A 22,010-nucleotide genomic window follows, 5' to 3' on the forward strand; every position below is an offset into this window, starting at 1 on the left:
ACCCGCTTCCTGCTGTCCGGTGGTGGCGTCGGTGCTACTTGCCGCCGACGTTGCCGTTGTCCGAGAGGATCGGGATGTCGGACAGGATGTGCGACAGCGGCTCGTCACCCTTGGCCTGGGTGGAGTTCTCGGTGCACTGCTGGTTCTGCGGGGCCGACAGGATCGGGACGTCCTGCAGGACGGCAGTCCCCGCCGTGGCGGTGTTGAGCTTGAGGGGCAGGCCGATGCAGGGCTTGTTGAGCGAGCCCTGGACCAGCGAGAGCTGCGGGCTCATGTCGCCCTTGGTCACCGAGTTGCCGAACGCCTGGTGGGCACCGTTACCGCTGAACGACGTGGTCCCGGCGTCGTCGGCGAGCGCCTGGGGCGCGGTCGCGGCACCGAGGCTGGCGATGGAGGCGGCAACAGCCGCGGTGGCCCACAGCTTCTTCATGTTGGATCCCTTCGGAAAGCGGACTCCGTTGCGGAGTTGCGCCCTGATCAACAGGACATCCGGCCAACGGTTGCGATGATTGCACCTTTTGGCGCAATAGGCGGCTTATCGTGACGACAGGCTGTCGTGGTGGGTCAGTTCTTGCGGTTGCTGTTGCCGTTGTCCGAGAGGATCGGAATGTCGGACAGGATGTGCGACAGCGGCTCGTCACCCTTGGCCTGGGTGGAGTTCTCGGTGCACTGCTGGTTCTGCGGGGCCGACAGGATCGGGACGTCCTGCAGGGCGGCAGTCAACGCCGTAGCGGTGTTGATCTTGGCGGGCAGAGCGATGCAGGGCTTGTTGAACGAGCCCTGAATCAGTGCCATCTGCGGGCTCATGTTGCCGTAGGTGGCCGAGTTTCCGTACACCTGCTGGGCGCCGTTTCCGCTGAAGCTTGTGGTGCCGCCGTCGTCGGCGAGCGCCTGGGGCGCGACTGCGGCCGAGGCTCCAACGACGGAGGCGGCGATCGATGCTACGGCCATGATCTTCTTGAGCACTTGCATTCCCTTCTGGAAAACCCCGTTCCAACCGGAGTGCCATGGACAACTCCTCCGGGACCTCCCGGTTGCTTCGATTCACTCCGTCGGCCCATGAGGGGGAGTGAAAGTGGGGCGTGCGAAGTTTTGCCGATGCTCCGGAATTCTCCGATGCGAGCGGGCTGAACGGGTGATGCGTCGAAACCGGTGCGAGTGCGTCGTCGTCGCTGCCAGGGCAGGGACCTGCGGGTCCGCCAGGAAAGGAACGCGAAATGCTCAAGAAGGCAATGGCCGTGGTCGCGGTCGCGGCTTCCATCACCGGCCTCGGTGCCGCGACCGCGCCCCAGGCGCTCGCCGACGACGCCGGGACCACGTCGTTCAGCGGTAACGGTGCCCACCAGGCGTTCGGCAACTCGGTGACCAAGGGCGACATGAGCCCGCAGCTCTCGCTGGTCCAGGGCTCGCTCAACAAGCCCTGCATCGGCCTGCCCCTCAAGCTCAACACCGCCACGGCGGGGACTGCCGTCCTGCAGGACGTCCCGATCCTGTCGGCCCCGCAGAACCAGCAGTGCACCGAGAACTCCACCCAGGCCAAGGGTGACGAGCCGCTGTCGCACATCCTGTCCGACATCCCGATCCTCTCGGACAACGGCAACAGCGGCCCCAACGGAAAGAACTGATCGGAAAATCATCAAACGACTCGGGTCGCGCACGGCGCGTTCGACCTGAGTCGGTCGTCCGTTCCCGGGTGTGCCATTCGGGTGGCGCCGATATGTCTTTCCGACGATCTCGCGGGGCGATCGGGTGAATTACTCCGCGCTCCGCGTTCGGAAGTTTCTTCCGATGTCTATTCCTCGTTTGCAGGCTGCAGGTCATGATGCGAGCCGTCCATGCTGTGCTCGCTCGGTTTCGACCGTCAATCAGGGCATGACCGCAGAGAAGGGAAATGACGTGAAGCTCAAGAAGAGCGCTGCCGTCGTCGCCGGCGCGATCATGGCCGCGAGCATGGCCACTCCGGCCTTCGCCGACGCCGAGGCCAAGGGTGCCGCCATCGGGTCCCCGGGTGTCCTCTCGGGGAACGTGCTGCAGGCCCCCACCCACATTCCGGTCAACGTGTGCGGTAACACCGCCAACGCCATCGGGCTGCTCAGCCCGGCATTCGGCAACGTGTGCGTCAACGGCTGACGTCGTAACGCCTCGCACCAGCCGCTCGGCTGTGCCTCAGCCGGTCTTGGAGTGTCCTCAACGGCACCAAGGCCGGCTTTTCCCACTTCTTCGAGCAGGAAGAACACAAGATGCGCCACACCCTGCGCAAGAGAATGGTCGTGGCCGCGGCGACGACGGGCCTGCTGTCCCTCTACGGCACGCCGGTCCTCGCGGACACGGGCGCGCACGGGGCCGCCGGGAACTCGCCCGGCCTAGCCTCGGGCAACGCGGTCGAGGTGCCGGTCACGGTTCCGGTGAACGTCTGCGGCAACACCGTCGATCCCGCGGCCCTCGGCAACCCGTCCGTCGGCAACGCGTGCGGCAACGCCGGCGACCACGCCCCGCAGAGCCCCAAGAGCGCCCCGGAGCGGCACACCGCCCCGGTCGCGGAGCCCGTGTACACACCGGCCCCCGCGTCCGGGCCCGAGGAGTCGGTCTCCCCGGCGGCGGAACCCGAGGACTCCTGGGCACCGGCGTCGCCCGAGGAGTACACGGAGCCCAACGCGTACCAGGGGCCCGCCGATCACGGGATGTACGACCAGGGCACGGCCTACGACCAGGGCACGGCGTACGAGGAGTACACGCAGGACTGGGACGACGGCGGTTACGGACACCACGACGACTCCCCGAGCGGCTACGGCGACGTGCCGGACGACGAGGAGAGCGAGGGCGGTTACGGCGACCATCCGCCGACCAACCCGCCCACCAAGCCCCGCACCCGACCAAGCCGCCGACGAGCCCGCCGACGAAGCCTCCGCAGCCCACGAAGCCGCCGACGAATCCGCCGACGAAGCCCCGCACTCGACGCACCCGCCGACCAAGCCGCCGATGAGCCCGCCCGCACAGTCGCCGCATCCCACGAAGCCCCGCACTCGACGCACCCGCCGACGACGCCGCCCACCAAGCCGCCCACGCTCCCCGAGACCGGCAGCGACCGTGAGGCGCTGCTCGCCGCCGGGGCCGCCAGCGTCGCGCTGATCGCGGGTGGGGCCATCGTCTACCGGCGGGGCCGGGCCGCATCCGGCCGATGACCTGACGGTGAGTCGCTCCGGGTGCCGGAGGCGCGCCGCGCCGCCCGGCACCCGAGCCCGTCACGACCCGGCGGTGGAGGCCAGGTCGGCCCAGGCCCCCGGCACCGGGATCCGGCCGCCGGGCACCCCTGAGCGCAGCCGCCGCCGTACCCCTCGTACGAGGGTGGGCGCCGTGAACGACGCGCCGTGCACGAAGCGCATCGCGGGGCCGAAACCGGCGGCGGTGGTCAGGCCCGCGAGGAACAGACCGGGGACCGTCGACTCGAAGTCCCGCCCGACGGCGGGCGAGCCGTCGGACAGGGGCACGAGGTCCGCGCGCACCTCCGGCGCCAGCAGGTCCAGCCGGTCGCAGCCGGCCCGGAATCCCGTGGCCGCGATGACGTGTTCGGTGTCCAGCGAGGTCAGCTCACCGCCCCGGCCCACCGTCTCCAGCCGTACGACGTCGCCCGTCTCGTGCGCCACCGCGACCTCCTGCCCGAGCAGTACCTCGACAGTGCGCTCGACGCGGTCGCGTACCCACCAGGCACCCGCGGGTCCCAGCGCCTCGGAGGCGACCCGCACGCGTCTCGCCTCCGGCAGGCGGCGGTACCAGCCGGGCCGCTCCGCGTAGAACCAGTTGCGCCAGCCGCAGCCGAGGCCGCTGTGCGGGGAGCGGACCGAGTGCCGCAAGGGGCGCACCAGCGGGGTGGGACGTCGTTCCAGCGGAGGTGGGGAGCGGGCCAACACCCGTGCCCGGGTGCCTTGTTCGGCGAGCAGCGCGGCCGTTTCCAGGGCCGCCTGACCGCCGCCGATCACCGTGACGTCCATGCCCCGGAAACGGCCGAGGTCGTGGTGGTGGCTGCTGTGGGAGACCCGGTAGTCGGGCAACTGCCGCAGCACGGGCGGGACTTCGACGAAGGGCAGCACACCGACGGCGAGGACCACCGTGCGGGCGCGGACCACCTCGCCGTCGGCCAGGACCGCCTCGAAGCCGCCACAGCGGCGCTGCACGCGCGCCACCACTCTCTCGTCGACGGGCGGAACGGCGTTCCGGGCGAACCACAGGCCGTACGAGGCGAAGGTGCCGACCGGGATCGGCAGTCCGTGGCGGGCCTCGACGCCCCGCTGCGCGCAGTACACGTCCAGGCGCCAACGCCCCTCGGGGTCGGAGAGGTTGGAGGCCCACGGCTCGGACTTGAGGAACATGCCGGGCGGCATGTGGTCCCGCCAGGACGCCATGGGACGGCCGTGGACACGCAGGCTCAGCCCGGCTGCCGCGGCGTGGGACGCGATGGACAGGCCGTACGGGCCGGCGCCCACCACCAGCAGGTCGTACATCAGGCGGTGCTCGCTTTCTCGTTCTCGACGCGGTTCTCGCCCCGGTTCTCGGGGCGGTTGTCTGCTCGGTGGTCGGGGACGCGCTCGTCGGGGGCGGGCTCGTGCCGGAGGAGCGGATGGACGGGGCGCCAGCAGTCGGCCGAGCGCGTGGCGGGGCCACAGCGACCACAGCGCGAGGCCGGGGGCGCGGTCGTCCCGCGCGTACCAGGCCAGCTCCCGCGCCCCCGGCCGGGACGGCTGGCGGGGGCGCAGCGCGGTCAGCGGCGCGTAGTTCTCCACGACGAACGTCCGGCCCGGCACCGGCGCCCCGTCCGGCACCCGGCGCCCGGTCAGGTCCAGATGCAGGGCCCGTACGACGTCGACTCCGGCGGTGTCCGTGAAGAGCCGGAACTGCGCGCCGGGACGAGGGTTGAAGTCGAGCAGGTGGTAGGTGTCGGTCCGGCCTTCGCGGCGGAAGTCGAGGTCGAACACGCCCCGGTAGCCGAGCGTGCCGGTCACCCGCTCGGCCAGGGCCTGGACCTGCGGGTTCGGGGTCCAGCGGCCGACGGTGGTCAGGCCCGCGCCGGGCGGCCAGGCGCCCAGCTTCCGGCCGGGCCCGCCGCAGCGCACGACACCCGCCCGGTCCACGTAGCCGTGGAAGAACCAGTCGCGGTCCAGCCCCGGCGGCAGGAATGCCTGGAGCAGCAGCCGGCTGCCCGCCCGCTCCGAACGCCGGTACAGGGCCGCCGCCTCCCCGGCCGAGCGCACCACCACCGTGCTGCGCAGTCCCGTGCCGGCGGGCAACAGCCACGGACGGCTCCACTTGGCCACCACCGGCAGGCCCAGCTCGCGGGCGGCGGCCTCCGCCTCCGCCGCGCTGTCGGGGACCGCGGTCGCGGGGTGGGGGAGGCCCAGACGCCCGCACAGCGCGGCGAGTTCGGCCTTGTCGGCCACCTGCTCGGCGAGAGCGGGAGGCGAGGCCGGCATCAGGAAGCGGTCCGTCAGCTCCGCGTGCAGCCCGGCGGTGGCCACCGCGCTCGCGTCGTCCAGGGCGACCAGGACGGCCGGGCGGCCCACCCGGTCCGCCACCCGGCGCAGGACGTCCGCGAACGCGTCGAGACGGGCCCCCGGACGGGGCGGGGCGTGGATCGCGCGGAGGAACCGTGAGCTGCGCACGGGGCTCGCCGCGCAGTCGGCGACCAGATGCACATCCACCCCGGCCCGGCCCAAGGACCGTACGGCTCCCAGGGTTCCGTGGTGGAAGGGATTGCGGTCCGTCCGCAGCAGTACGGCCGGAACGCGGGTGTCGAACGGCGACACATTCATTTCGTCGGGGTCCTCGCACATTTCTTTGACGTCGGGTCACCCGTGCGGGCGATTCGGGCACCCGAAGGCCGGAGCCTCAGTTGGCGGAATTCATATTTGTATGACTGATTGTCAGTAGGTGGAAATCGGCGGCGGAAAGCAGTGAAGTGAAGAAAGCGGAGAGGGGAGCGGACATGGCTCCACAACAGCGGCGGCGTCGGCACAGGAGTCCGCGCGGCAGACGGCTGGCGCTCGTCGCGGCCGGCGTGGTCGCGTCGTTCGCCCTCGCGTCGGTCCCGGTGTACGCCGGAGGCACGCAGACGGTGGTCCGGGTGACCGACCCACCGGCACCGGAGGCTTCGGCCACCCCAGCGGCTCCGACCACGCCCACGGCTCCGGCCGCACCGACGACGCCACCCCTCGTCCCGAGCGCGTCCGTCGCGCCGCCGGGCACCTCGCCCCTGCCGGCCACTCCCTCCGAGACCCCGAAGCCTCCCGAGCAGCTGCCGGCCATCGGCGCCTATCTGCACTACGGGCCCCGCGGCGTGACCCGGATCGCCGAGCTGAGCGACTGGCTGGGCGGCTCCGACCTGCGGGTGGCGCACACCTACCTGCCGGGCGACCGCTGGTCCAACATCGAGGGACTGCCCGGCTTCCTGGACTCCTGGGCCCAGTGGCGGCGCGACGAGGAGGACCGGATGTTCGTCCTCAACGTGCCCATGATGGAGCGCAACGAGGAGGGCGTCCCCGACTGGGAGGTCCGCGCGCTGCTGCGCCGCGCCGCCGCCGGTGCGTTCGACCACCACTACCGCCGACTCGCGGAGCGGCTGGTCGAGTTGAAGATCCCGGACACGGTGATCGTGCTCGGCTGGGAGATGAACGGCATCACGTACACCCATCGCTGCGGGCCCGACCCGGAGAGCTGGAAGAAGTACTGGAACAGGATCGTCACCACGATGCGCGCGGTGCCGGGCCAGAAATTCACATTCGACTGGACCCCGAACCGCGGCCGGGACGCCATTCCCTGGACGCAGTGCTATCCGGGTGACGACACGGTCGACATCATCGGCATGGACTCCTACGACCAGCCGCGCGGCATCACCTTCGACGAACAGATCAGCGAACCGTACGGTCTGCAGGCTCACGTCGATTTCGCGAAGGCGCACAAGAAGCCCATCTCCTACGCGGAATGGGGACTCTTCCGCAACGGCGACAACCCGGAGTACATGCGGCGCATGCTCGCCTGGATGGACGAGCACAAGCCGCTCTACAACACGCTCACGGACTACTGCCCGCACGGTGTCTGGCAGTGCGCGAGCAACCCGAAGGCGGCCCAGGTGTACCGGTCGATGCTCTTCGGCCGTGACACGCCCGCGACCGCCACCCCGAAGCCGACTCCACGCCCACCCCGACGCCGACCCCACGCCGAAGCGGCTCCCACCACGCCCGTACGCCCGCCGAACTGCTCGCCGCTGGAGCTGGGCGACTGGGTGGAGTACTGGATCGGCGGGAAGCTCTGCATCCGCACGGACTGGTGGGCGCGCTACCGGTGACCCGCGGCCGGCGGCGGGCGGCTCACCGCCCGCCACCACCACGATCCTTCCGGCCCGGTTCCTTGGCACCCTCCGGCCCCTTCGCCTCCTTCCGCGCGCGCCAGCGGCGGACCAGTTCCCTGCCCTGGTCGCGGGCCGCCGCGTCGCAGGCCGCCGCGGACAGCAGCGGTGCGGTGCGGCGGCGGGCGAGCAGCAGCCGCTGGTTGACGACGGTCTCCGGGCACCAGCGCAGCTTGTACGGCTCGGCGCCCCGCAGCAGGCTCAGCACCTGCTGGGCGCCGGAGCCGACATGCCCGGCGCAGGCGTCGAGCAGTATCGTGGCGACGTCCGCCTTGCGTTCGCGCAGCCGCGGGTGGGCGCCGTAGAGGTAGCCGCCCGCCAGCCGTCGCGACAGCAGGGTGACGTCGACGGCCAGGACGTCGCCGCCCAGCCGGAACTCGGTCACCACCGCGTCCCCCGAGCGCACCATCGGCCCGACCGAGCGGATGAGATGCTCGGAGAAACGGGGCCGCATGTGCTCTGTCGTCACCTTGCGGTCCTGCCACTGGAGCCGGTGCAGGTCCAGCATCGTCCGCAGCGCCGTGTCCACCTCGTCGGGGCGCACGGCACGCGGCTGGATGCCGAGGTCTCCGAGCTTGCGGAGCTTGGCGCGCACCCGCTGGGCCCGGGAGTTGGGCAGCCGCTTGAGCAGCTCGGCCATGGGCTGGGCGGGCAGCTCCAGGCAGACCGAGTCGGCCACCTTGCGGCGCGGACCCCGCCAGTGGTCGTAGACCCGTTCGACGGCGGCGCCCGGTCGTACCTCGCGGAAGTCGATCAACGCCGTCCGGGCCGCGGCCGACAACCCCTCGGCGAGCGCGGCCGATGCCTGCTCGGCGTACTCGTCGTCGAGGAGCACGTCCGCGAAGTCGGAGATGGGGCAGCCGAGAGGGACGAGGGTCGGCAGCGGACGCCGCATGAGCATCAGCGGGGCGACCGCGCGCAGCTCGGCCCCGTCGCGGACCAGCACCAGCCGGAGTCGGCCGGGGGTGCCGTACGACAGCCACCAGGAGTGCAGCCAGGCGTGGTTCTGGAACGGTGTGGCCGCGCCGCAGCGCCGGTACAGCCGATCCCAGGCCTCGGTCAGCTCGCCGAACTCGCCCTCGTCGGTGCAGAGTTCGGCGCGCAGGGTGGTGCGCGCCCCCATGTGCAGGGTGCTGGTCACAGCTGACCGTGGGTGTCGGCGGCGAGAGCGGGGCCCGGTACGGACGCGGCGGGTGGGGTCCCTGGGATGCGCCGGGGCCTGACCAGCAGGGCGAGCCCGCCGAGCAGCCCGCCGGCGGCGGTCCCCACCAGACCGGTCACCGTCGACGACGCGGAGGACGCCTCGGTCGGCCTGGTCGCGCGGGCGAACTCCTGCAGTTCGACGCGCGTCGACCGCTCGGAGTCGTTCGCGTGCCGGGTCAGTGCCCGGGAGACGGCGTTGGCCATGTCGGCGGCGAGGTCCGGCCGTGCGGAGGTGGCCGACACGGCGACCATCGGCGCGTCCGGGGACGTCGCCGTCCGCACGTTCTTCCGCAGCGTCCCGACCGGCACCCCCGCCCACACCTGGGCGTCCCCGAGCACCGCGACCTGGGTGGCGACCCGTCCGTACGCCTGCGCGAAACCGAGCGCCGACTGGGGGTCCGACCCCTCGGCGGGCACGGCGACGACATAGCTGGTGGCGGTGTACACGGGAGCCTTCACCACGCCGTACGCGCCCCCGGCCAGGCCCCCGAGCAGCGCGCCGGTGGCGAGCAGGGACCAAGGGGGCAGGGACCTGACGCGGGAGAGGGGTGCCGACCCACGGGCCGGGCTGTCGGACGGGCGTTCGGGCGTACGGTCGGTCATACGGAACTCACTCCCAGGGGCGGGGTAGGCGAGGGCGTGGTGGAGACGGCGGCCGCGTACACGTCCATGAGCTGGGCGGCGCTGCGGGTGATGCAGTAGTGCTGGGCGGCGGCGGGGACGGCACGGGAGCGCGCGCCCTGCGCGCGGACGTCCAGCAGGGCGCGCACGAACGACTCCGCGCCCCCCTGGACACGTCGGGCGCCGGCGGTCGCGTCCGGTGGCAGGTCCTCGATCGCCGGGCAGGAGACATAGAGCACGGGCAGCCCGGACGCCATCGCCTCCACCACCGCGAGCCCGAAGGCCTCCTCGGCGCTGGGGGAGGCGAGCACGTCCATGGCGTTCATCAGGGAGGGCAGATCGGCTCCGGGTGCCCCGGCGGCCGGGCGCTCCCCGGTGAGCAGCACCCGGTCGGCGACCCCGGCCCGCTGGGCGGCCCGCCGCAGCACGCTCTCCTCGGCGCCGCCGCCGACCACCAGCAGCCAGCAGTCGTCCGGCAGCCCGCCGAGAGCACGGATCAGCACGTCGAACCGTTTGCTCGCCGCGAGCCGTCCGACGCCCCCGACGACGTAGGCGTCCTCCGGCAGCCCGAGCCGCCGCCGGGTCAGCTCCCGCAGGTCCGCGTCGAAGCGGAAGCCCGCGAGGTCGATGCCGTTGGGCACGACCTCGATCCGGGGCGCCGGCACGCCCCAGCGCTTCAGCCGGTCGGCGACGCTCGGCGAGACGGCGACCGTGGACCGGCCGAGCCGCTCACTGGCGAGGTACAGGGCGCGGACCCCCGCGGAGAGCCTTCTGCCCTCCATCTGCGAGTCGCCGAGGGAGTGCTCGGTGGCGACGACCGCGCGGACCCCCGCCAGCCGGGCGGCGATCCGGCCGTAGACGCAGGCCCGGTAGAGATGGGTGTGGACGAGGTCGTAGCCGCCCGCGCGGATCACCCGCACCAGCCGGGGGAGCGCGGCGAGATCGCGGTTGCCGGCCATGCCGAGGTGGGTGACGCGGACGCCGTCGGCGGTGAGACCGTCGGCGACCGGGCCCGGGTTCGTCAGCGTCACCACGTCGCAGTCGACCGGGAGGTGACGCAGCAGCAGCCGCAGCTGCTGTTCCGCGCCGCCGACGCCGAGACCGGTGATGATGTGCAGCGCCTTCACGTCGGCCTCAGACCCCCTCGACGGGACGCCGGCGCAGCCGGTGCAGCTTCCGCTTCAGCAGCAGCCGCAGGGCCGTGTCCTCCTCGCCGATGTGCACCCGTGGCAGCGCGTACGGGCCGTTCAGCGGGCCGGGGTCGATGGCGCAGGCGTAGGCGTACCCGGCGTCCCGTACGGCGTCGGCGGCGCGCCGGTCGAGGGTGCCGTACGGATAGCAGAACCCCTGGACCGGAGCACCGATCAACTCCGCAAGCTGGGTTCTGCTGTCGGCGGTCTCGGCGCGCAGGGTCTCGTCGTCCGCCCGCGTGAGGTCGACATGGGTCAGGCCGTGCGAGCCGATCTCGATGCCCTCGGTGGCGGCGGCCACCCGGATGCCCTGTGCGTCGAGGAGCGGCTTGCGCGGGCCCAGCGGATCCCAGGCGTTCTCACCGCCGAGCCGTCCTGGCAGCACGAAGAGGGTGGCCCCGCAGCCGTGCGCCCGCAGGCGCGGCAGCGCGCTGTCGACGAAGTCGGCGTACCCGTCGTCGAAGGTGAGCCCCACCAGATCCCGGCCCTCGCCCCGGGCCCGGGCGGCGAGCAGCTCGGCCATGCCGACCCCGCGCAGCCCTCGCCGCCGCAGCCAGCCGAGCTGCGCGTCGAGGCGGTCGGGCGAGACCGTGATGCGGTACGGGTCGTCGGAGCAGTCGCCCACGGAGTGGTACATGGCCACCCAGAGGGGCGCGGCGGCGGCCCCCGCCTGTCCACGGCCGACGGAGACGCGCGGACGGACGGCGGGGACGGCCGGGTGATCGGACGCGGACGGGCGACCGGCGGACGTGGACGAGCGTCCCGCGGGGACGGGCGCGCGATCGGCGGGCACGGACGGACGATCAGCGGATACGGACATGGGCGAGCCTTCGTGTGACGGAACGGAGTGCGGGCGTGACGCCGGAGGCGCCCATGGCCCAGGCCAGCAGGACGAAGACGAAGGCGACGACGGCGCCGCCGGCGGCGAGGCCGAGGACGGGCGAGTCGATCCGGTCGGCGCAGTACATCCCCACCGCGCCCGCGGCCACCGCCGCCCGTACCGGCCGGCTCATCTCGGTCACCACCTGCCGGGTGCGGATCGGCACCGCCCGGCCGCCCATCCCGTACAGCAGGAGCAGGGCGGTCAGGGTGATGCCGACGGCGTTGGCGGCGGCGATGCCGAGGACGCCCCAGGAACCGACGGTGGCCGCGCCGATCCAGGAGGTCGCGACGATCCCGGCGGCCATGGCGACCAGGGGGTACCAGGTCGGCCGACCGGCCGAGAAGTAGGAGCGGACCAGCGCGCTCACCAGGGCGTGCCCGAGCAGCCCGAGGGCGTACACGCGCATCACCGAGGCGGTGGCCGCCGTGTCCTGGGCGGTGAACGCACCTCGCTGGAAGAGCAGCTCGATGATCTGCGGGCCGCACGCGAAGATCGCCGCCGCGCCGAGCAGCACGATGTACGACACCAGCGCGAGGTCCTTCTCCACCCGGCTGCGGGCCCGCTCGGTGTCGCCCTCCGCCATCGCCTGCGCCACCACCGGGAGGGTGACGGTGCAGAGCATCAGCGAGAACGTCATCGGGATCTGGGCCACTTTCTGCGCGTAGTTCAGGTGCGAGATGGCTCCGGAGGGCAGCGTCGAACCGAGGAAGCGCTCGATGAGGACCTGGGACTGACGGCAGAGCGCGAAGAGCAGGACGGTGCTGATGAGGGCGAACTCGACGGGCCGGGCGCCGTCGCCGTCGGCCTCCGCCAGGGCGCCCGGCTCCTGCGGCGCCCACTCCTTGCGCCGCACCTGGCGCAACAGTGAGGGCAGCTGGGTGAGGATCATCAGTACGCCGCCCACCGCGACGCCGACGGCCGCCGCCCGCACCCCCCAGCGGCCGCCGAGCACGAACATCGCCGTGATGATCCCGACGTTGTAGGCCACGTAGATCGCCGCGGGGGCCACGAACCGGCGGTGGGCGCGCAGCGCCGCGCTGCAGTAGCCGGCGAGGCCGAAGGAGAGGGCGCAGGTGCCGGTCAGCCGGGTGCAGTCGACGGCTAGTCGGGGGTTGGGGAGACCGGGGGCGAGCGCCTCGACCAGGTAGGGCGCGCCGACGATCAGAAGCAGGGCCGCGGCGACGAAGGCCAGCGTCAGCCGGGGCAGCGTCGAGGCGACCAGGGCGCGGACGGGGTCGCCCACGCCGCCCCGGGCACGGCGGGCCACGGCCACGCTGAACGCCGGCACCAGCACGAACGCCATGCCGTCCTCGATCAGCAGCGTCGCCGCGAACTCCGGCACCGTCCAGGCGACCAGGAAGGCGTCCGTCTCGCTGCCGGCCCCGAACAGATACGACAGCGCCTGGTCACGGCCCAGCCCCAGCAGGGCCGCCGCCGCGGTGAGCGCAGCCGTGACGAGCGTGGCCTTGGCGAGGAACCGGCCGGTGGGGGGCGCGACCTCCGAGAGATCGGCAGCACGGGCCCCTGGCACCGAGGAACCGACGGACGAGGAGACCGACGACACGGGTGTGACGGGGCCGGAGACCGACGGCACGGCGGTGCGGGCGGGGTCGGAGACGGACGGCACGGTGGCGCGGGCGGGTCGGAGACGGACGGCACGGTGGTGCGAGCGGGGTCGGAGACGGACGGCACGGTGGTGCGAGCGGGGTCGGAAGCGACGGAAGCCGTCGACACGAGGTCGGAGGGGCCGGCCGCCGGTGACACGAGGCCGGAGGCACCGGCAGGCGACGGCCCGGGGGCGGTGGAGCCCGCAGTCGGCGGCACAGGCCCGGCTGGGCCCGAAGTCGTCGGCGCAGGGTCGGTAGGGGCGGAAGTCGTCGACCCCTGGCCCGTGGAGGCGTGCGCCCCGGGCGCCCGGTGCGGCGGCTGCGGTGGCTGCGGCGGTGTCCCGCGCGGTGCGCGAGGAGGCGTCGAGGTCATCGTGCGCCGGCCTCCTCCGGGACGCGGACCGAGGCGGCCCCGACCGGAGCGGCGTCCGTGGCCGTCCGGTCCACCAGGGCCCACCACGCCACCAGTCCGAAGCACACGGAGGTCAGCACGGTCGTCGGCCCGCCGATGTCCGCGTACACGAAGTCGACCAGCACCCAGGCGACCAGCCCACAGGCGACGAGCCCGCAGTCGACACCACCGAGGCCGCGTTCGCGCCCGCCGGCACCCTGCGCGTGTCGGCCCGGCCCCGGTTCGCGGCGGGCCCGGGCCAGACCCCGGGCCCCGCACACCCCGAGGGCCAGCCAGCTCCCCCCGAGCGTGAGCAGGCCGATGAGCCCCTGCTCGCTCAGGACCAGGAGGTACATGTTGTGCGGGGAGAGCAGCGGCTGCTTCTGGTAGGCGGTGCCGGCGCCGGCGATGTCGCTGCCGGAGGAGAGCGCCAGCGAGGCGTGGCTGTCGCGGTGCTCGGGGAAGCCCTTCAACCCGACACCGGTCAGCGGCTGTTCGCGCCACATGTCGATGGCCGCGGCCCACATGGTGTACCGGTCGGTGACGGACTGGTCCGGCGCGTCGGCGACCCGGGTGATGCTGCTGATCCGCTCCTGCAGCATCGCCGACCCGATGCCGAGCCCGCCGACGAGGACGACACCCACGGCGGCCACGGCGGCGAAGACCACCACCGCCCGCCGCAGCCCGGCCAGCACCACCTGGAGCCCGCACGCCACGGCCGTGGCGATCCACGCGCCCCGGCTGAACGACACCGCGAGCGGCAGCACCAGCAGCGCCGAGCAGACCAGCGCCCAGGCCCGCTGCTTCGCCGTGGCGGGCGCCAGCGCGAGCCCCACCGCGCACACCAGCCCGAACGACACCACGGTCGCCATCCCCATGACGTCGCCGGCCCCGAAGGTCCCCACGGCCCGGATGTCCTCACCGGCGTAACTGGCCCCGGTCCCGGTGGCGAACTGGTGCAGCCCGACCGCGCCCTGCCACAGCGCGAGCCCCACGAACGACCAGGCCAGCACCCGGAAGTCGGACCGGCTCCGGACACAGAGCAGGACCGCCGTCGGGACCAGCACGAACACCTGGAGGTACCGGCCCAGCCCGGCGAGCCCGGCCCCCGGGTCGCCCGCCCCGGCCGCGGCCAGCGCGAGACCGGCCACCGGCAGGCCGAGGACCACCGCGGCCGTACGGGTCAGGGGGCGCCGCCGGTCCCGCAGCAGCCGTACGGCGCACCACAGCACGAGGAGGCCGGAGACGGCGTCGGCCGGGGTCGCGCCGCCCTCGGCGTCCGGCGTGATCGGCAGCGCGAGCGCGGCGACCACGGCGACGACGGGCAGGACGGGCGCCGCAGCGCGCGCAGAGGTCACGGTCAGCTCCCCGTCGGACGGACGAGCGCGGCGGCCGTGCGGACCAGGATGCAGACGTCCTGCCACAGCGACCAGTTGTCGATGTACGCGTTGTCGAAGCGGGCCCGGTCCTCGATGGAGGTGTCCCCGCGCAGGCCGGTGACCTGGGCCAGTCCGGTGATGCCGGTCCGCATCCGGTGCCGGGCCGCGTAGCCCGGGTAGGTCTGCCCGAACTTGGCCACGAAGTAGGGCCGTTCGGGGCGCGGGCCGACCAGGCTCATGTCGCCGCGCAGCACGTTCCACAGCTGGAGCAGCTCGTCCAGCGAGGTGCGGCGCAGGAAGCGGCAGAACCAGCCCATCTCCTGCTCGTTCGCCACGCTCCACCGGGTCGCCGCCTCATGCGCGTCGGCCGGCCGGTGGGTGCGGAACTTCAGCAGCGTGAACGGCAGTCCGTCCCGCCCGATCCGCTCCTGCCGGAACACCACGCCGGGTCCGTCGCTCAACCGCAGTACCACCGCGCACACCAGCAGCACGGGACTCACCAGCAGCAACAACATCCCGGACACCAGCACGTCCACCAGTCGCTTGCCGACCGGCTCATGACCGCCCGTCAGCTCCAACCGGCGGCAGGCGAACCCGGCGAGCAGTTCGGTCGAGCCGTCCCGGTCGTACGAGGGGGACTCGGCGTCCACCTCCCACAGCGCGCAGCCGCCGTCCTGCAAGGTCCGCAGCAACGGGGCGCGATCGGTGCGCGAGCCGACGACGAGCACGGTCTGCACACCGTTCTGCAGGGCGGCCCGCCGCACCTCCTCGGCGGTGGTCAGCACGGGCAGGCCCTCGGTCCCGTCGGCCTGGTCGGCGACGACTCCGACGGGCCGGATGCCGCACCCCGGGTGGCGCAGGAACGCGGCGGCCACGCGCTGCGCGGTCGCCGCCGGGCCCACCACCAGGGCCGTCCCGGGACGCCGCACCAGCGTTCGGCGGCGGTACAGGTGCACCGTGCCCCGGCCGAGACAGGCCGCCGCCGACTGCAGCGCGCAGCCGAGGGCCAGCTCATGGGCGGTGAACGCGTGATCGGGGGAGTGCGCGGCCGCACCGGCGCCGAGCACGCACCAGCCCAGCACGATCCGCCCGCACACGGCGGGCAGTTCGTCGAGCACGGTGGGCACGGCGGGCGGCCGGTAGAGGCGGGCCCGGGTGTTCAGCCACGCCACGGCGAGAGCCAGGGCGGCCGCCATCAGGGGGCGCCCGGGAGTCGTGTCGCCGGTGAGCGCCAGCACCGCGAGCAGGGCCGCGCCGCCGTCCACGGCGAGCAGCGGCAGCCCTGAGGGAGGCCGCGCGACGGGCCGCCGGCCGGCCGGGAAGGTCAGGCCGCCGACGGTCTCGCGCGGCGGGGCCACCGAGACGGACGCGCCGCCGAATTCGCGTTGCCGCCCACCGGAGGAGGGGACGGTGCTTTCCGTACGTTCCGCAGTCACGTGTGGATGGACTCCCTGCACTCGGTGGCTTTTCCGCGCCGACCGTCCGCACCGCCGAGCAGTTCGCGGTACACGCCCGCGACGGCCTCGTTGGTGTGCCCTACGTCGTGCGTGGTCAGTACGTGATGGCGCCCCTGGTGGCCGAGCGACTCCCGCAGCAGCGGGTCGAGCAGCAGACCGGCGACTGCTCCGGCGAGCGCCGCGGGGTCCTCGACGGGCACCGGCTCCTGGCCGGGCGGCAGACTCTCGCGGGCCCCGTCCACCTCGGTGAGCACGACCGGCCGTCCACAGGCCATGGCCTCCAGCGGCGCCAGCGCCATGCCCTCCCACCGCGACGGCAGGACGACCAGATCGGCCGCCTGGTACCAGGGCACCGCGTTCGCGACCGCCCCGGCGAACAGCACGCCTCCGGTCGCAAGGGCCCGCAGCCGCTCGTCGTCCGGTCCGTCCCCGACCAGCACCAGACGCGCCCCCGGCACCCGCCGCAGCACCTCGTCCCACGCCGCGAGGAGCACGTCCTGCCCCTTCTGCCGGCACAGCCGCCCCACGCACACCACCAGGGGCGCGGCCGGATCGATCCCGGAGAGCAGCGGCAGCTGGGCGCGCACCGCGTCGACGGCGGCGGGGTGGAAGCGTCCGGCGTCGACCCCGTTCGGGATCACCGTCCAGCGCGCCCGCACCCCGGCCCGCTCCCCGGTGGCCCGCTCCGCCTCGCTGACGCACACCACCCGCGAGGCCCAACGCGCCCCCGTTCGCTCCCATCCGAGCGCCAGCGCCGCCATCGCGCCGTCGACCGCCTCGAACGACCAGGCGTGCGGCTGGAACACCGTCGGCACGCGCCCCCGTACGGCGAGCCGGCCCGCCAGCCCGGCCTTCGCGCTGTGCGCGTGCACCAGGTCGGGCCGTACGTCGTCGAGGATCCGCCGCACCCCGCGCACCTCGGACAGGAGCGCGGGCCCCGGCGACCGGGTGGCCGCCCAGTGCCGTACGTCGGCGCCGAGCGCGCGCAGCTCGGGGGCGAGTGGTCCGTCGGGGCAGGCCACCGTGACGCACAGGCCTTCGGCGAGCTGGGCGCGCACCAGGTCCGTCACGACACGTGCCACGCCGCCGTCGACCGGCTGGGTGAGGTGCAGGACCCGCGACGGAGGGTCGGATGGTGACAGTTGCATGCGGGTTCCTCGCTCAAGGGCGGCGCCGGGCGGCGCGCGTCACGGCTTGGCGTCGACGGCGACGAAGAGCGCCCCGACCCAAGCCGCGTCCCGCTGCGAAACGAGCCGGAAGGTCAACTGGTCACCGCCGCGCCTGATTTCGTCGTCCAGTTCGAGAACGTCCGAGTCGTATCCGAGAGTGTTCGTGTACGCCGGCGTACGCCCCGCGACGACCGCTCCCGGCTGGCTGATCGTGGAATTCAGGACGTCGTCACGCGGGTTGGCCGCGTCCCCGAGCGCCACGGCCGGACCCCGCCCGGTCGAAACAGTGAGCGAGTCGCCCGCGCGCCCGCGATCCCCGTCGTAGGCGACCAGCCCCACGGTCCCGCGCGCCCGCTCCGGCAGCGCCGCTCCGGTCAGCCGGATCCGCTGCTCACCGCCCGTCAGGAGTGTGTCCAGGCCCGTCGACAGCGTGTCGAACCCGTCCCACATCGCCAGATGCCGCAGCGGCTCCGCCGGGTTCTCGTAGGCCACCATCAGCGTCCAGCCGCCCCACGCCCCGGCAGTAGAACGGCCCATGGCCACATTGACCTGCGCCACCGTGTACAGCCCCGAACCGCTCGACCGCACCAGCTCCGTGACGTCCGCCGAGGCCTGGAACGCGTCCGCGTCCCGCGTCACCCGGTGACCCACCACCGAGTCCGCGAGCACCTCCTTGTACGCGCCACCCGGCTCCGCGATCAGCACCCGCCCGTTGTCCTTCGGCGGCTTCTGCTCGCCGACCCGCAGGTTCCCGCCCCAGTACAGCCGCGCGTACGACACCCGCGCGCCCGGCGGCAGCCGCACCTCGCCCCGGCTGGAGTTGTAGGTGTTCGGGTCGCGGTCGACGTCGATGTAGAACATGTCGAAGTCGTCGTTCACGGCGGTGCGCCCCTCGCGTGCGTCGGCGCACGACGGCGTGGCCGTCGGGGACGCGGCGGCCGAGGGGGACGCGGAGGTCTGGGGCGCGGCCACACGCGTACGGCAGGTGATGGAGGAGTTGGCCGCGCGGACGATGCCGCCGTGCTGCAGTGCGCGGTAGCGCTGGGTGAAGGCCAGACGCTCGGCCTCGGGCGAGGGAGCGGGTGGGGCGGCCGTAGCGGCAGCGCCGGGCGCCCAGAGGGCGACGAGGGCGCAGCAGCCCACCCATGCGCGGCGCAGAAGTGGACCCGGTTGAATTCGCATGACCGTCGGTGCCCTTTCGGGAGCTCGTTCGGGTGCTTGCTTGTCGGGGTAATTCCGCCGACCGTCGAGGTGTCGAATATCTGCGGATCTGATAGAGGTCGCGGCGGCCTGGGGAGGTGCGCAACTCTAGCCCGCTGTTCGTATGTATTCGCGGAACATGCCAACTGTGTCGGAATGGTGAAGCAAGTGATTCGGGAGATCACTCCTTTGGAGGCACAACCCCCGGTGTATGCCGCGCGTTGACTTCAGAGCCGGGCAACCCCGCCCGAGTGTTTATGCATCAACTCCAAGGAGCACCTCTCCATGTCGCGTATCGCGAAGGGCCTGGCCCTGACCTCCGTTGCTGCCGCGGCCGTGGCGGGCACCGCCGGCGTCGCCACCGCCGACAGCGAGGCGAAGGGCTTCGCCGCCCACTCCCCGGGCGTGCTGTCGGGCAACGTCCTGCAGCTTCCGGTCCACGAGCCGGTCAACGTGTGCGGGAACACCACCGACGGCGCGGGTCTGCTGAACCCGGCGTTCGGCAACAAGTGCTTCAACGACTGACGTTCGAAAACTGACGTCCCCGGACTGACGTTCGCACGTTCACACACGAACCGGCCGTCCTCCCCGCAGGGAGGGCGGCCGGTTCATGTTGCCCCGAATGGGGTCCCTCGGTTGCAGACGGAGAACACCGATTTCACGGTGAAAAGACAAGGTGAAAAGCCAATCCGTCGCACCGTTGAAAGGAACATTCATGCGTGCTCTGCCCGCACGGCGTCTCGCGGTCCCCGCCCTCTGCGCCACGCTCCTGCTCGGCGTCACCGCCCCGCCGCCCTGGCGGCCGACGCCGGACGACGCGTGACCGCGCCCGGTCGGCGGCCGCCCCCGTCCCCGGCGCGGACGCGCTCCTCACCCAGCTCAAGGGCCTGGGCGACCTCGGTGGCGTACTGAAGCCGGTGACCGATCTGCTCGACGCCGTGCTCAAGGCGGACAACGGTCAGCTCTCCGCCGAACAGGCGGCCTCGCTGGGCAAGGCCGTGCAGGAGGCCATCGACAAGGCCAAGGCGGCGGCACCGGCGACCCCGCCCGCCGCCCTGCCGGTCGACCCGGCCGCCCCGCCGTCCCGGTGACTCCGCCCGCGCCCGCCGTCCCGCGACGCCCGTCACGCCGCCCGCGCCCGCCGTGCCGCCGTCGCCCGCCGTGCCGCCGTCGCCCGCCGTGCCGCCGTCGCCCGCCGTGCCTCCGGCGCCGCCCGTCGTCCCCGCGGCGCCGTCGGTGCCGTGCCGCAGCAGGCCGTCACGCTGCCGGCGTTCGACCGGGCCTCGCGCAGCCGGTCGGCAGAACCGCGGCGGACCCGGTGACCGACGCGCTCACCGCCCTCCAGGCCGCCGTCGACGCCCTGCTCAAGGCGGTCACTTCCGGCGACCTCGCCCAGGTGGTGCCCGCCGTCACCGGTGTGGTGACCGGTCTGGTCAAGCTCATCGCGGCCATCCTGGTCGGCAGCGGCCTGCCCGTCCCCGCCGACCTGCCGCCGGTCCAGCCGCCGGCGGAGCTGCCCGCGACGCCGCCCACGGGCACGCTGCCCGTGCGCTAGACCTGCTGGACCGACTGGTTCGTATGAACTGTCGTTCGGCGTCAGATATGACCTGTCCGGTGTGGGGTTTCCGCCGGCGCGAGGGCTCGTTGGACACGGCGCAGTGCTTCCAGTATTCCGAGGAGAGGAACACGATGAAGTCCCTGAAGGCCGCCGCTGTCGTTGCCGGGTCCATGGCCATCGCTGGCGCCGCCGCGCCGGCCTTTGCCTACGACGCCACGGACGTCACGCCCACCAGCCTCAACGGCGCGGTGAACACGCTCTTCAAGGAGCCCATCTCACCCGCACCCCTGCAGCAGCAGTCGAACGCGCTCGACACCGAGAACAAGGACTCCGTGCTCCACACGGTGAGCGGCGCGACCAAGACCCTCAACTCCTCCGGAGGCCCCGGCCAGCTCCTCGGTGGTCTGCCCCTCCAGCGCTGACCGTTCCCCTCGCGGCCCCGTTCGTTCTCCCGCCCCGGAGAGGGACGCCCGCCATGACAGACGTCCGGCACGACAGACGTCCGGCACGACAGACGTCCGGCACGACAGACGTCCGTCATGCCGGAGGTCCGCGGTGCCGGATGTCCGCGCTGTTCGAGGCGTGTCCCTCGTTCGTGTGGTCGGTCGTCGGCTGTCGCCCGGTCGGGTGAAAAGGCGGCAGGGTCGTTTGGCGGGCGTGGATAGGGTTCCGCAGTGACTTCAACTTCCGCTGAAACCCGCCCTTTCCGCCCCGCAGACCTCGGCACGCTCGTCGTCATGGCATGGAGCGGTGAAGCCCCCGACGGGGACATGCCCTACCTGCTCGCCTACACCCTGGGCGACGGGCAGAGCGGTCCGGAGGGCTCCACGGCCGCCGTCGCGGATCTGCTGACGAGCCTCGGTCTGTCCATCGGCGAGAAGGTCGTCGACGGCGCCGCCCACCCCAGTCTGCCGGTCACCCTGCTCGTCGAGGCGGGCCAGGCCGTCGTCACGATGCCGCAGCTCAACGCCCAGTGCCCCGCGCCGCCGGAGTGGCTCGCCGCCGTCGACCGGCGGGGCTTCGCCTACCTGCTCTTCGCGACCCGCCCCTGGCCCGAGGCCCGGCCCGGCACGCCCGTCGAGCCCGAGGCCCTCGCCGCCTTCGCCGGTGACACCGAGACGCTGACCAGCGCGGCACACGTCCTCCTGCCGGCCCGCAGCCTGCGCGGCTGATGGCCGCCCCGGCAGGGTGGTCGGAGAGTCGGGCCGGTACGGCGGGGGCCGCGGGAGCCGCGGGTGACCCGGGTTCACCTGGTGCGGCGGGCGTGGCGGGCGAGGGCATGCGGGGCACGCACCGTGCGGCGGGCGGCAGTCATGCCTTCGCGGTCCTGCTGCTGATCACCGGTGCGGCCGGGCTGCTCGCCTCCTGGGTCATCACGCTCGACAAGTTCAAGCTGCTGGAGGACCCGAACTTCACCCCCGGGTGCAGCCTCAACCCGGTCGTCTCCTGCGGCAACATCATGAAGAGCGACCAGGCATCCGCCTTCGGGTTCCCCAACCCGATGATCGGCCTGGTGGCCTACGGCATCGTCATCTGCGTCGGCATGAGCCTGCTGGCCGGGGCGGCCTTCCCGCGCTGGTACTGGCTGACCTTCGAGGCGGGCGCGCTGTTCGGGGTCGGCTTCGTGACCTGGCTCCAGTTCGAGTCGCTGTACCGGATCAACTCGCTCTGTCTGTGGTGCTGCCTGGCCTGGATCGCCACGGTCGTCCTCTTCTGGTACCTGACCTCGTTCGTCGTCCGCGAGGGTTTCCTGCCCGCGCCCGCCGGGCTGCGGAGCTTCCTGGGCGAGTTCACCTGGGTGTTCCCGGTGGTGCACCTCGGAGTGATCGGGATGCTCGTCCTGACCCGCTGGTGGGATTTCTGGACCAGCTGACCACCGGACCACCTGACCGGCCGATCAAACAACCAAACGAGCAGACGACGAACCGAGCAGACGACCAGTGGGCCGATAGGCCT

22 protein-coding genes and 1 pseudogene are annotated in these 22,010 nt (G+C 72.9%); 10 read left to right on the plus strand and 13 right to left on the minus strand.

Annotated elements, in window-relative coordinates; all coding sequences use genetic code 11:
- Window positions 1-34 precede the first annotated feature (34 nt).
- Window positions 35-430 (minus strand): rodlin, encoded by a 396-nt coding sequence (locus E4N62_RS01925; RefSeq protein WP_230211646.1) that lies wholly within the window; start codon window positions 428-430, stop codon window positions 35-37.
- A 134-nt stretch (window positions 431-564) separates the two neighbouring features.
- The gene (locus E4N62_RS01930; protein WP_230211647.1) at window positions 565-966 is read right to left on the minus strand and encodes a rodlin; all 402 of its coding nucleotides are present in this window, start codon (window positions 964-966) and stop codon (window positions 565-567) included.
- Window positions 967-1,217: 251 nt separating this feature from the next.
- On the opposite strand from E4N62_RS01930, the gene E4N62_RS01935 reads away from it, so the two are divergent.
- From E4N62_RS01935 to E4N62_RS48485, 3 genes are all read left to right on the plus strand, one after another.
- A complete protein-coding gene (locus E4N62_RS01935) occupies window positions 1,218-1,625 on the plus strand; it encodes a rodlin (protein ID WP_230211648.1) in 408 nt (135 codons plus the stop codon).
- A gap of 247 nt (window positions 1,626-1,872) precedes the next feature.
- Window positions 1,873-2,130 carry a chaplin gene (locus E4N62_RS01940; protein ID WP_230211649.1) on the plus strand — a complete coding sequence of 86 codons (258 nt, stop codon included), beginning with the start codon at window positions 1,873-1,875 and terminating at the stop codon, window positions 2,128-2,130.
- A gap of 110 nt (window positions 2,131-2,240) precedes the next feature.
- Window positions 2,241-3,182 carry a chaplin gene (locus E4N62_RS48485; RefSeq protein ID WP_230211650.1) on the plus strand — a complete coding sequence of 314 codons (942 nt, stop codon included), beginning with the start codon at window positions 2,241-2,243 and terminating at the stop codon, window positions 3,180-3,182.
- A gap of 60 nt (window positions 3,183-3,242) precedes the next feature.
- Here E4N62_RS48485 and E4N62_RS01950 read toward each other — a convergent pair whose 3' ends face one another.
- Window positions 3,243-4,499, minus strand: coding sequence for an NAD(P)-binding domain-containing protein (locus E4N62_RS01950; protein ID WP_230212378.1), 1,257 nt, complete (start codon window positions 4,497-4,499; stop codon window positions 3,243-3,245).
- 75 nt (window positions 4,500-4,574) lie between these two features.
- A pseudogene (locus E4N62_RS01955) lies at window positions 4,575-5,798 on the minus strand (ATP-grasp domain-containing protein); the annotation flags it as partial.
- 179 nt (window positions 5,799-5,977) lie between these two features.
- Here E4N62_RS01955 and E4N62_RS01960 point away from each other — a divergent pair.
- A complete protein-coding gene (locus E4N62_RS01960; protein ID WP_230211651.1) occupies window positions 5,978-7,336 on the plus strand; it encodes a glycoside hydrolase family 26 protein in 1,359 nt (452 codons plus the stop codon).
- A gap of 22 nt (window positions 7,337-7,358) precedes the next feature.
- Here E4N62_RS01960 and E4N62_RS01965 read toward each other — a convergent pair whose 3' ends face one another.
- The 9 genes from E4N62_RS01965 to E4N62_RS02005 all read right to left on the minus strand — a co-directional run bounded on the left by E4N62_RS01965 (window position 7,359) and on the right by E4N62_RS02005 (window position 18,478).
- Window positions 7,359-8,519, minus strand: coding sequence for a GNAT family N-acetyltransferase (locus E4N62_RS01965; RefSeq protein WP_230212380.1), 1,161 nt, complete (start codon window positions 8,517-8,519; stop codon window positions 7,359-7,361).
- Window positions 8,520-8,533: 14 nt separating this feature from the next.
- Window positions 8,534-9,202: a lipopolysaccharide biosynthesis protein gene (locus E4N62_RS01970; RefSeq protein WP_230211652.1), complete on the minus strand. Its 669-nt coding sequence runs from the start codon at window positions 9,200-9,202 to the stop codon at window positions 8,534-8,536.
- Entirely contained in the window at window positions 9,199-10,347 is a 1,149-nt protein-coding gene (locus E4N62_RS01975) for a glycosyltransferase (RefSeq protein WP_230211653.1), read from the minus strand. The genes E4N62_RS01970 and E4N62_RS01975 overlap by 4 nt, the downstream gene beginning before the upstream one ends.
- 7 nt (window positions 10,348-10,354) lie before the next feature.
- A complete protein-coding gene (locus tag E4N62_RS01980; RefSeq protein ID WP_230212383.1) occupies window positions 10,355-11,047 on the minus strand; it encodes a polysaccharide deacetylase family protein in 693 nt (230 codons plus the stop codon).
- 166 nt (window positions 11,048-11,213) lie between these two features.
- The gene (locus tag E4N62_RS01985; protein ID WP_374116906.1) at window positions 11,214-12,920 is read right to left on the minus strand and encodes a lipid II flippase MurJ; all 1,707 of its coding nucleotides are present in this window, start codon (window positions 12,918-12,920) and stop codon (window positions 11,214-11,216) included.
- 349 nt (window positions 12,921-13,269) lie between these two features.
- Complete coding sequence (locus tag E4N62_RS01990; protein WP_230211654.1) at window positions 13,270-14,649, minus strand: O-antigen ligase; 1,380 nt, start codon at window positions 14,647-14,649, stop codon at window positions 13,270-13,272.
- A gap of 2 nt (window positions 14,650-14,651) precedes the next feature.
- Window positions 14,652-16,106: an exopolysaccharide biosynthesis polyprenyl glycosylphosphotransferase gene (locus E4N62_RS01995; RefSeq protein ID WP_230211655.1), complete on the minus strand. Its 1,455-nt coding sequence runs from the start codon at window positions 16,104-16,106 to the stop codon at window positions 14,652-14,654.
- The gene (locus E4N62_RS02000; protein ID WP_230211656.1) at window positions 16,103-17,275 is read right to left on the minus strand and encodes a glycosyltransferase; all 1,173 of its coding nucleotides are present in this window, start codon (window positions 17,273-17,275) and stop codon (window positions 16,103-16,105) included. Before E4N62_RS02000 ends, E4N62_RS01995 begins: the two co-directional genes overlap by 4 nt.
- Window positions 17,276-17,314: 39 nt before the next feature.
- Window positions 17,315-18,478 carry a DUF3344 domain-containing protein gene (locus E4N62_RS02005; protein WP_230211657.1) on the minus strand — a complete coding sequence of 388 codons (1,164 nt, stop codon included), beginning with the start codon at window positions 18,476-18,478 and terminating at the stop codon, window positions 17,315-17,317.
- A gap of 303 nt (window positions 18,479-18,781) precedes the next feature.
- Here E4N62_RS02005 and E4N62_RS02010 point away from each other — a divergent pair, with 303 nt between their 5' ends.
- The 6 genes from E4N62_RS02010 to E4N62_RS02035 all read left to right on the plus strand — a co-directional run bounded on the left by E4N62_RS02010 (window position 18,782) and on the right by E4N62_RS02035 (window position 21,927).
- A complete protein-coding gene (locus E4N62_RS02010; protein WP_230211658.1) occupies window positions 18,782-19,021 on the plus strand; it encodes a chaplin in 240 nt (79 codons plus the stop codon).
- A gap of 194 nt (window positions 19,022-19,215) precedes the next feature.
- On the plus strand, window positions 19,216-19,587 hold the full coding sequence (locus E4N62_RS02015; RefSeq protein WP_230211659.1) for a hypothetical protein: 372 nt from the start codon (window positions 19,216-19,218) through the stop codon (window positions 19,585-19,587).
- A 227-nt stretch (window positions 19,588-19,814) separates the two neighbouring features.
- Window positions 19,815-20,051 (plus strand): hypothetical protein, encoded by a 237-nt coding sequence (locus E4N62_RS02020; RefSeq protein ID WP_230211660.1) that lies wholly within the window; start codon window positions 19,815-19,817, stop codon window positions 20,049-20,051.
- Between the two features lie 134 nt (window positions 20,052-20,185).
- Window positions 20,186-20,476 carry a hypothetical protein gene (locus E4N62_RS02025; protein WP_230211661.1) on the plus strand — a complete coding sequence of 97 codons (291 nt, stop codon included), beginning with the start codon at window positions 20,186-20,188 and terminating at the stop codon, window positions 20,474-20,476.
- Between the two features lie 252 nt (window positions 20,477-20,728).
- Window positions 20,729-21,226 (plus strand): DUF5949 family protein, encoded by a 498-nt coding sequence (locus E4N62_RS02030; RefSeq protein WP_217184543.1) that lies wholly within the window; start codon window positions 20,729-20,731, stop codon window positions 21,224-21,226.
- A gap of 107 nt (window positions 21,227-21,333) precedes the next feature.
- The gene (locus E4N62_RS02035; RefSeq protein ID WP_230211662.1) at window positions 21,334-21,927 is read left to right on the plus strand and encodes a vitamin K epoxide reductase family protein; all 594 of its coding nucleotides are present in this window, start codon (window positions 21,334-21,336) and stop codon (window positions 21,925-21,927) included.
- The last annotated feature ends 83 nt before the right edge of the window (window positions 21,928-22,010 follow it).

It is taken from the genome of Streptomyces sp. MNU76, assembly GCF_020982545.1.
Lineage (GTDB): Bacteria > Actinomycetota > Actinomycetes > Streptomycetales > Streptomycetaceae > Streptomyces.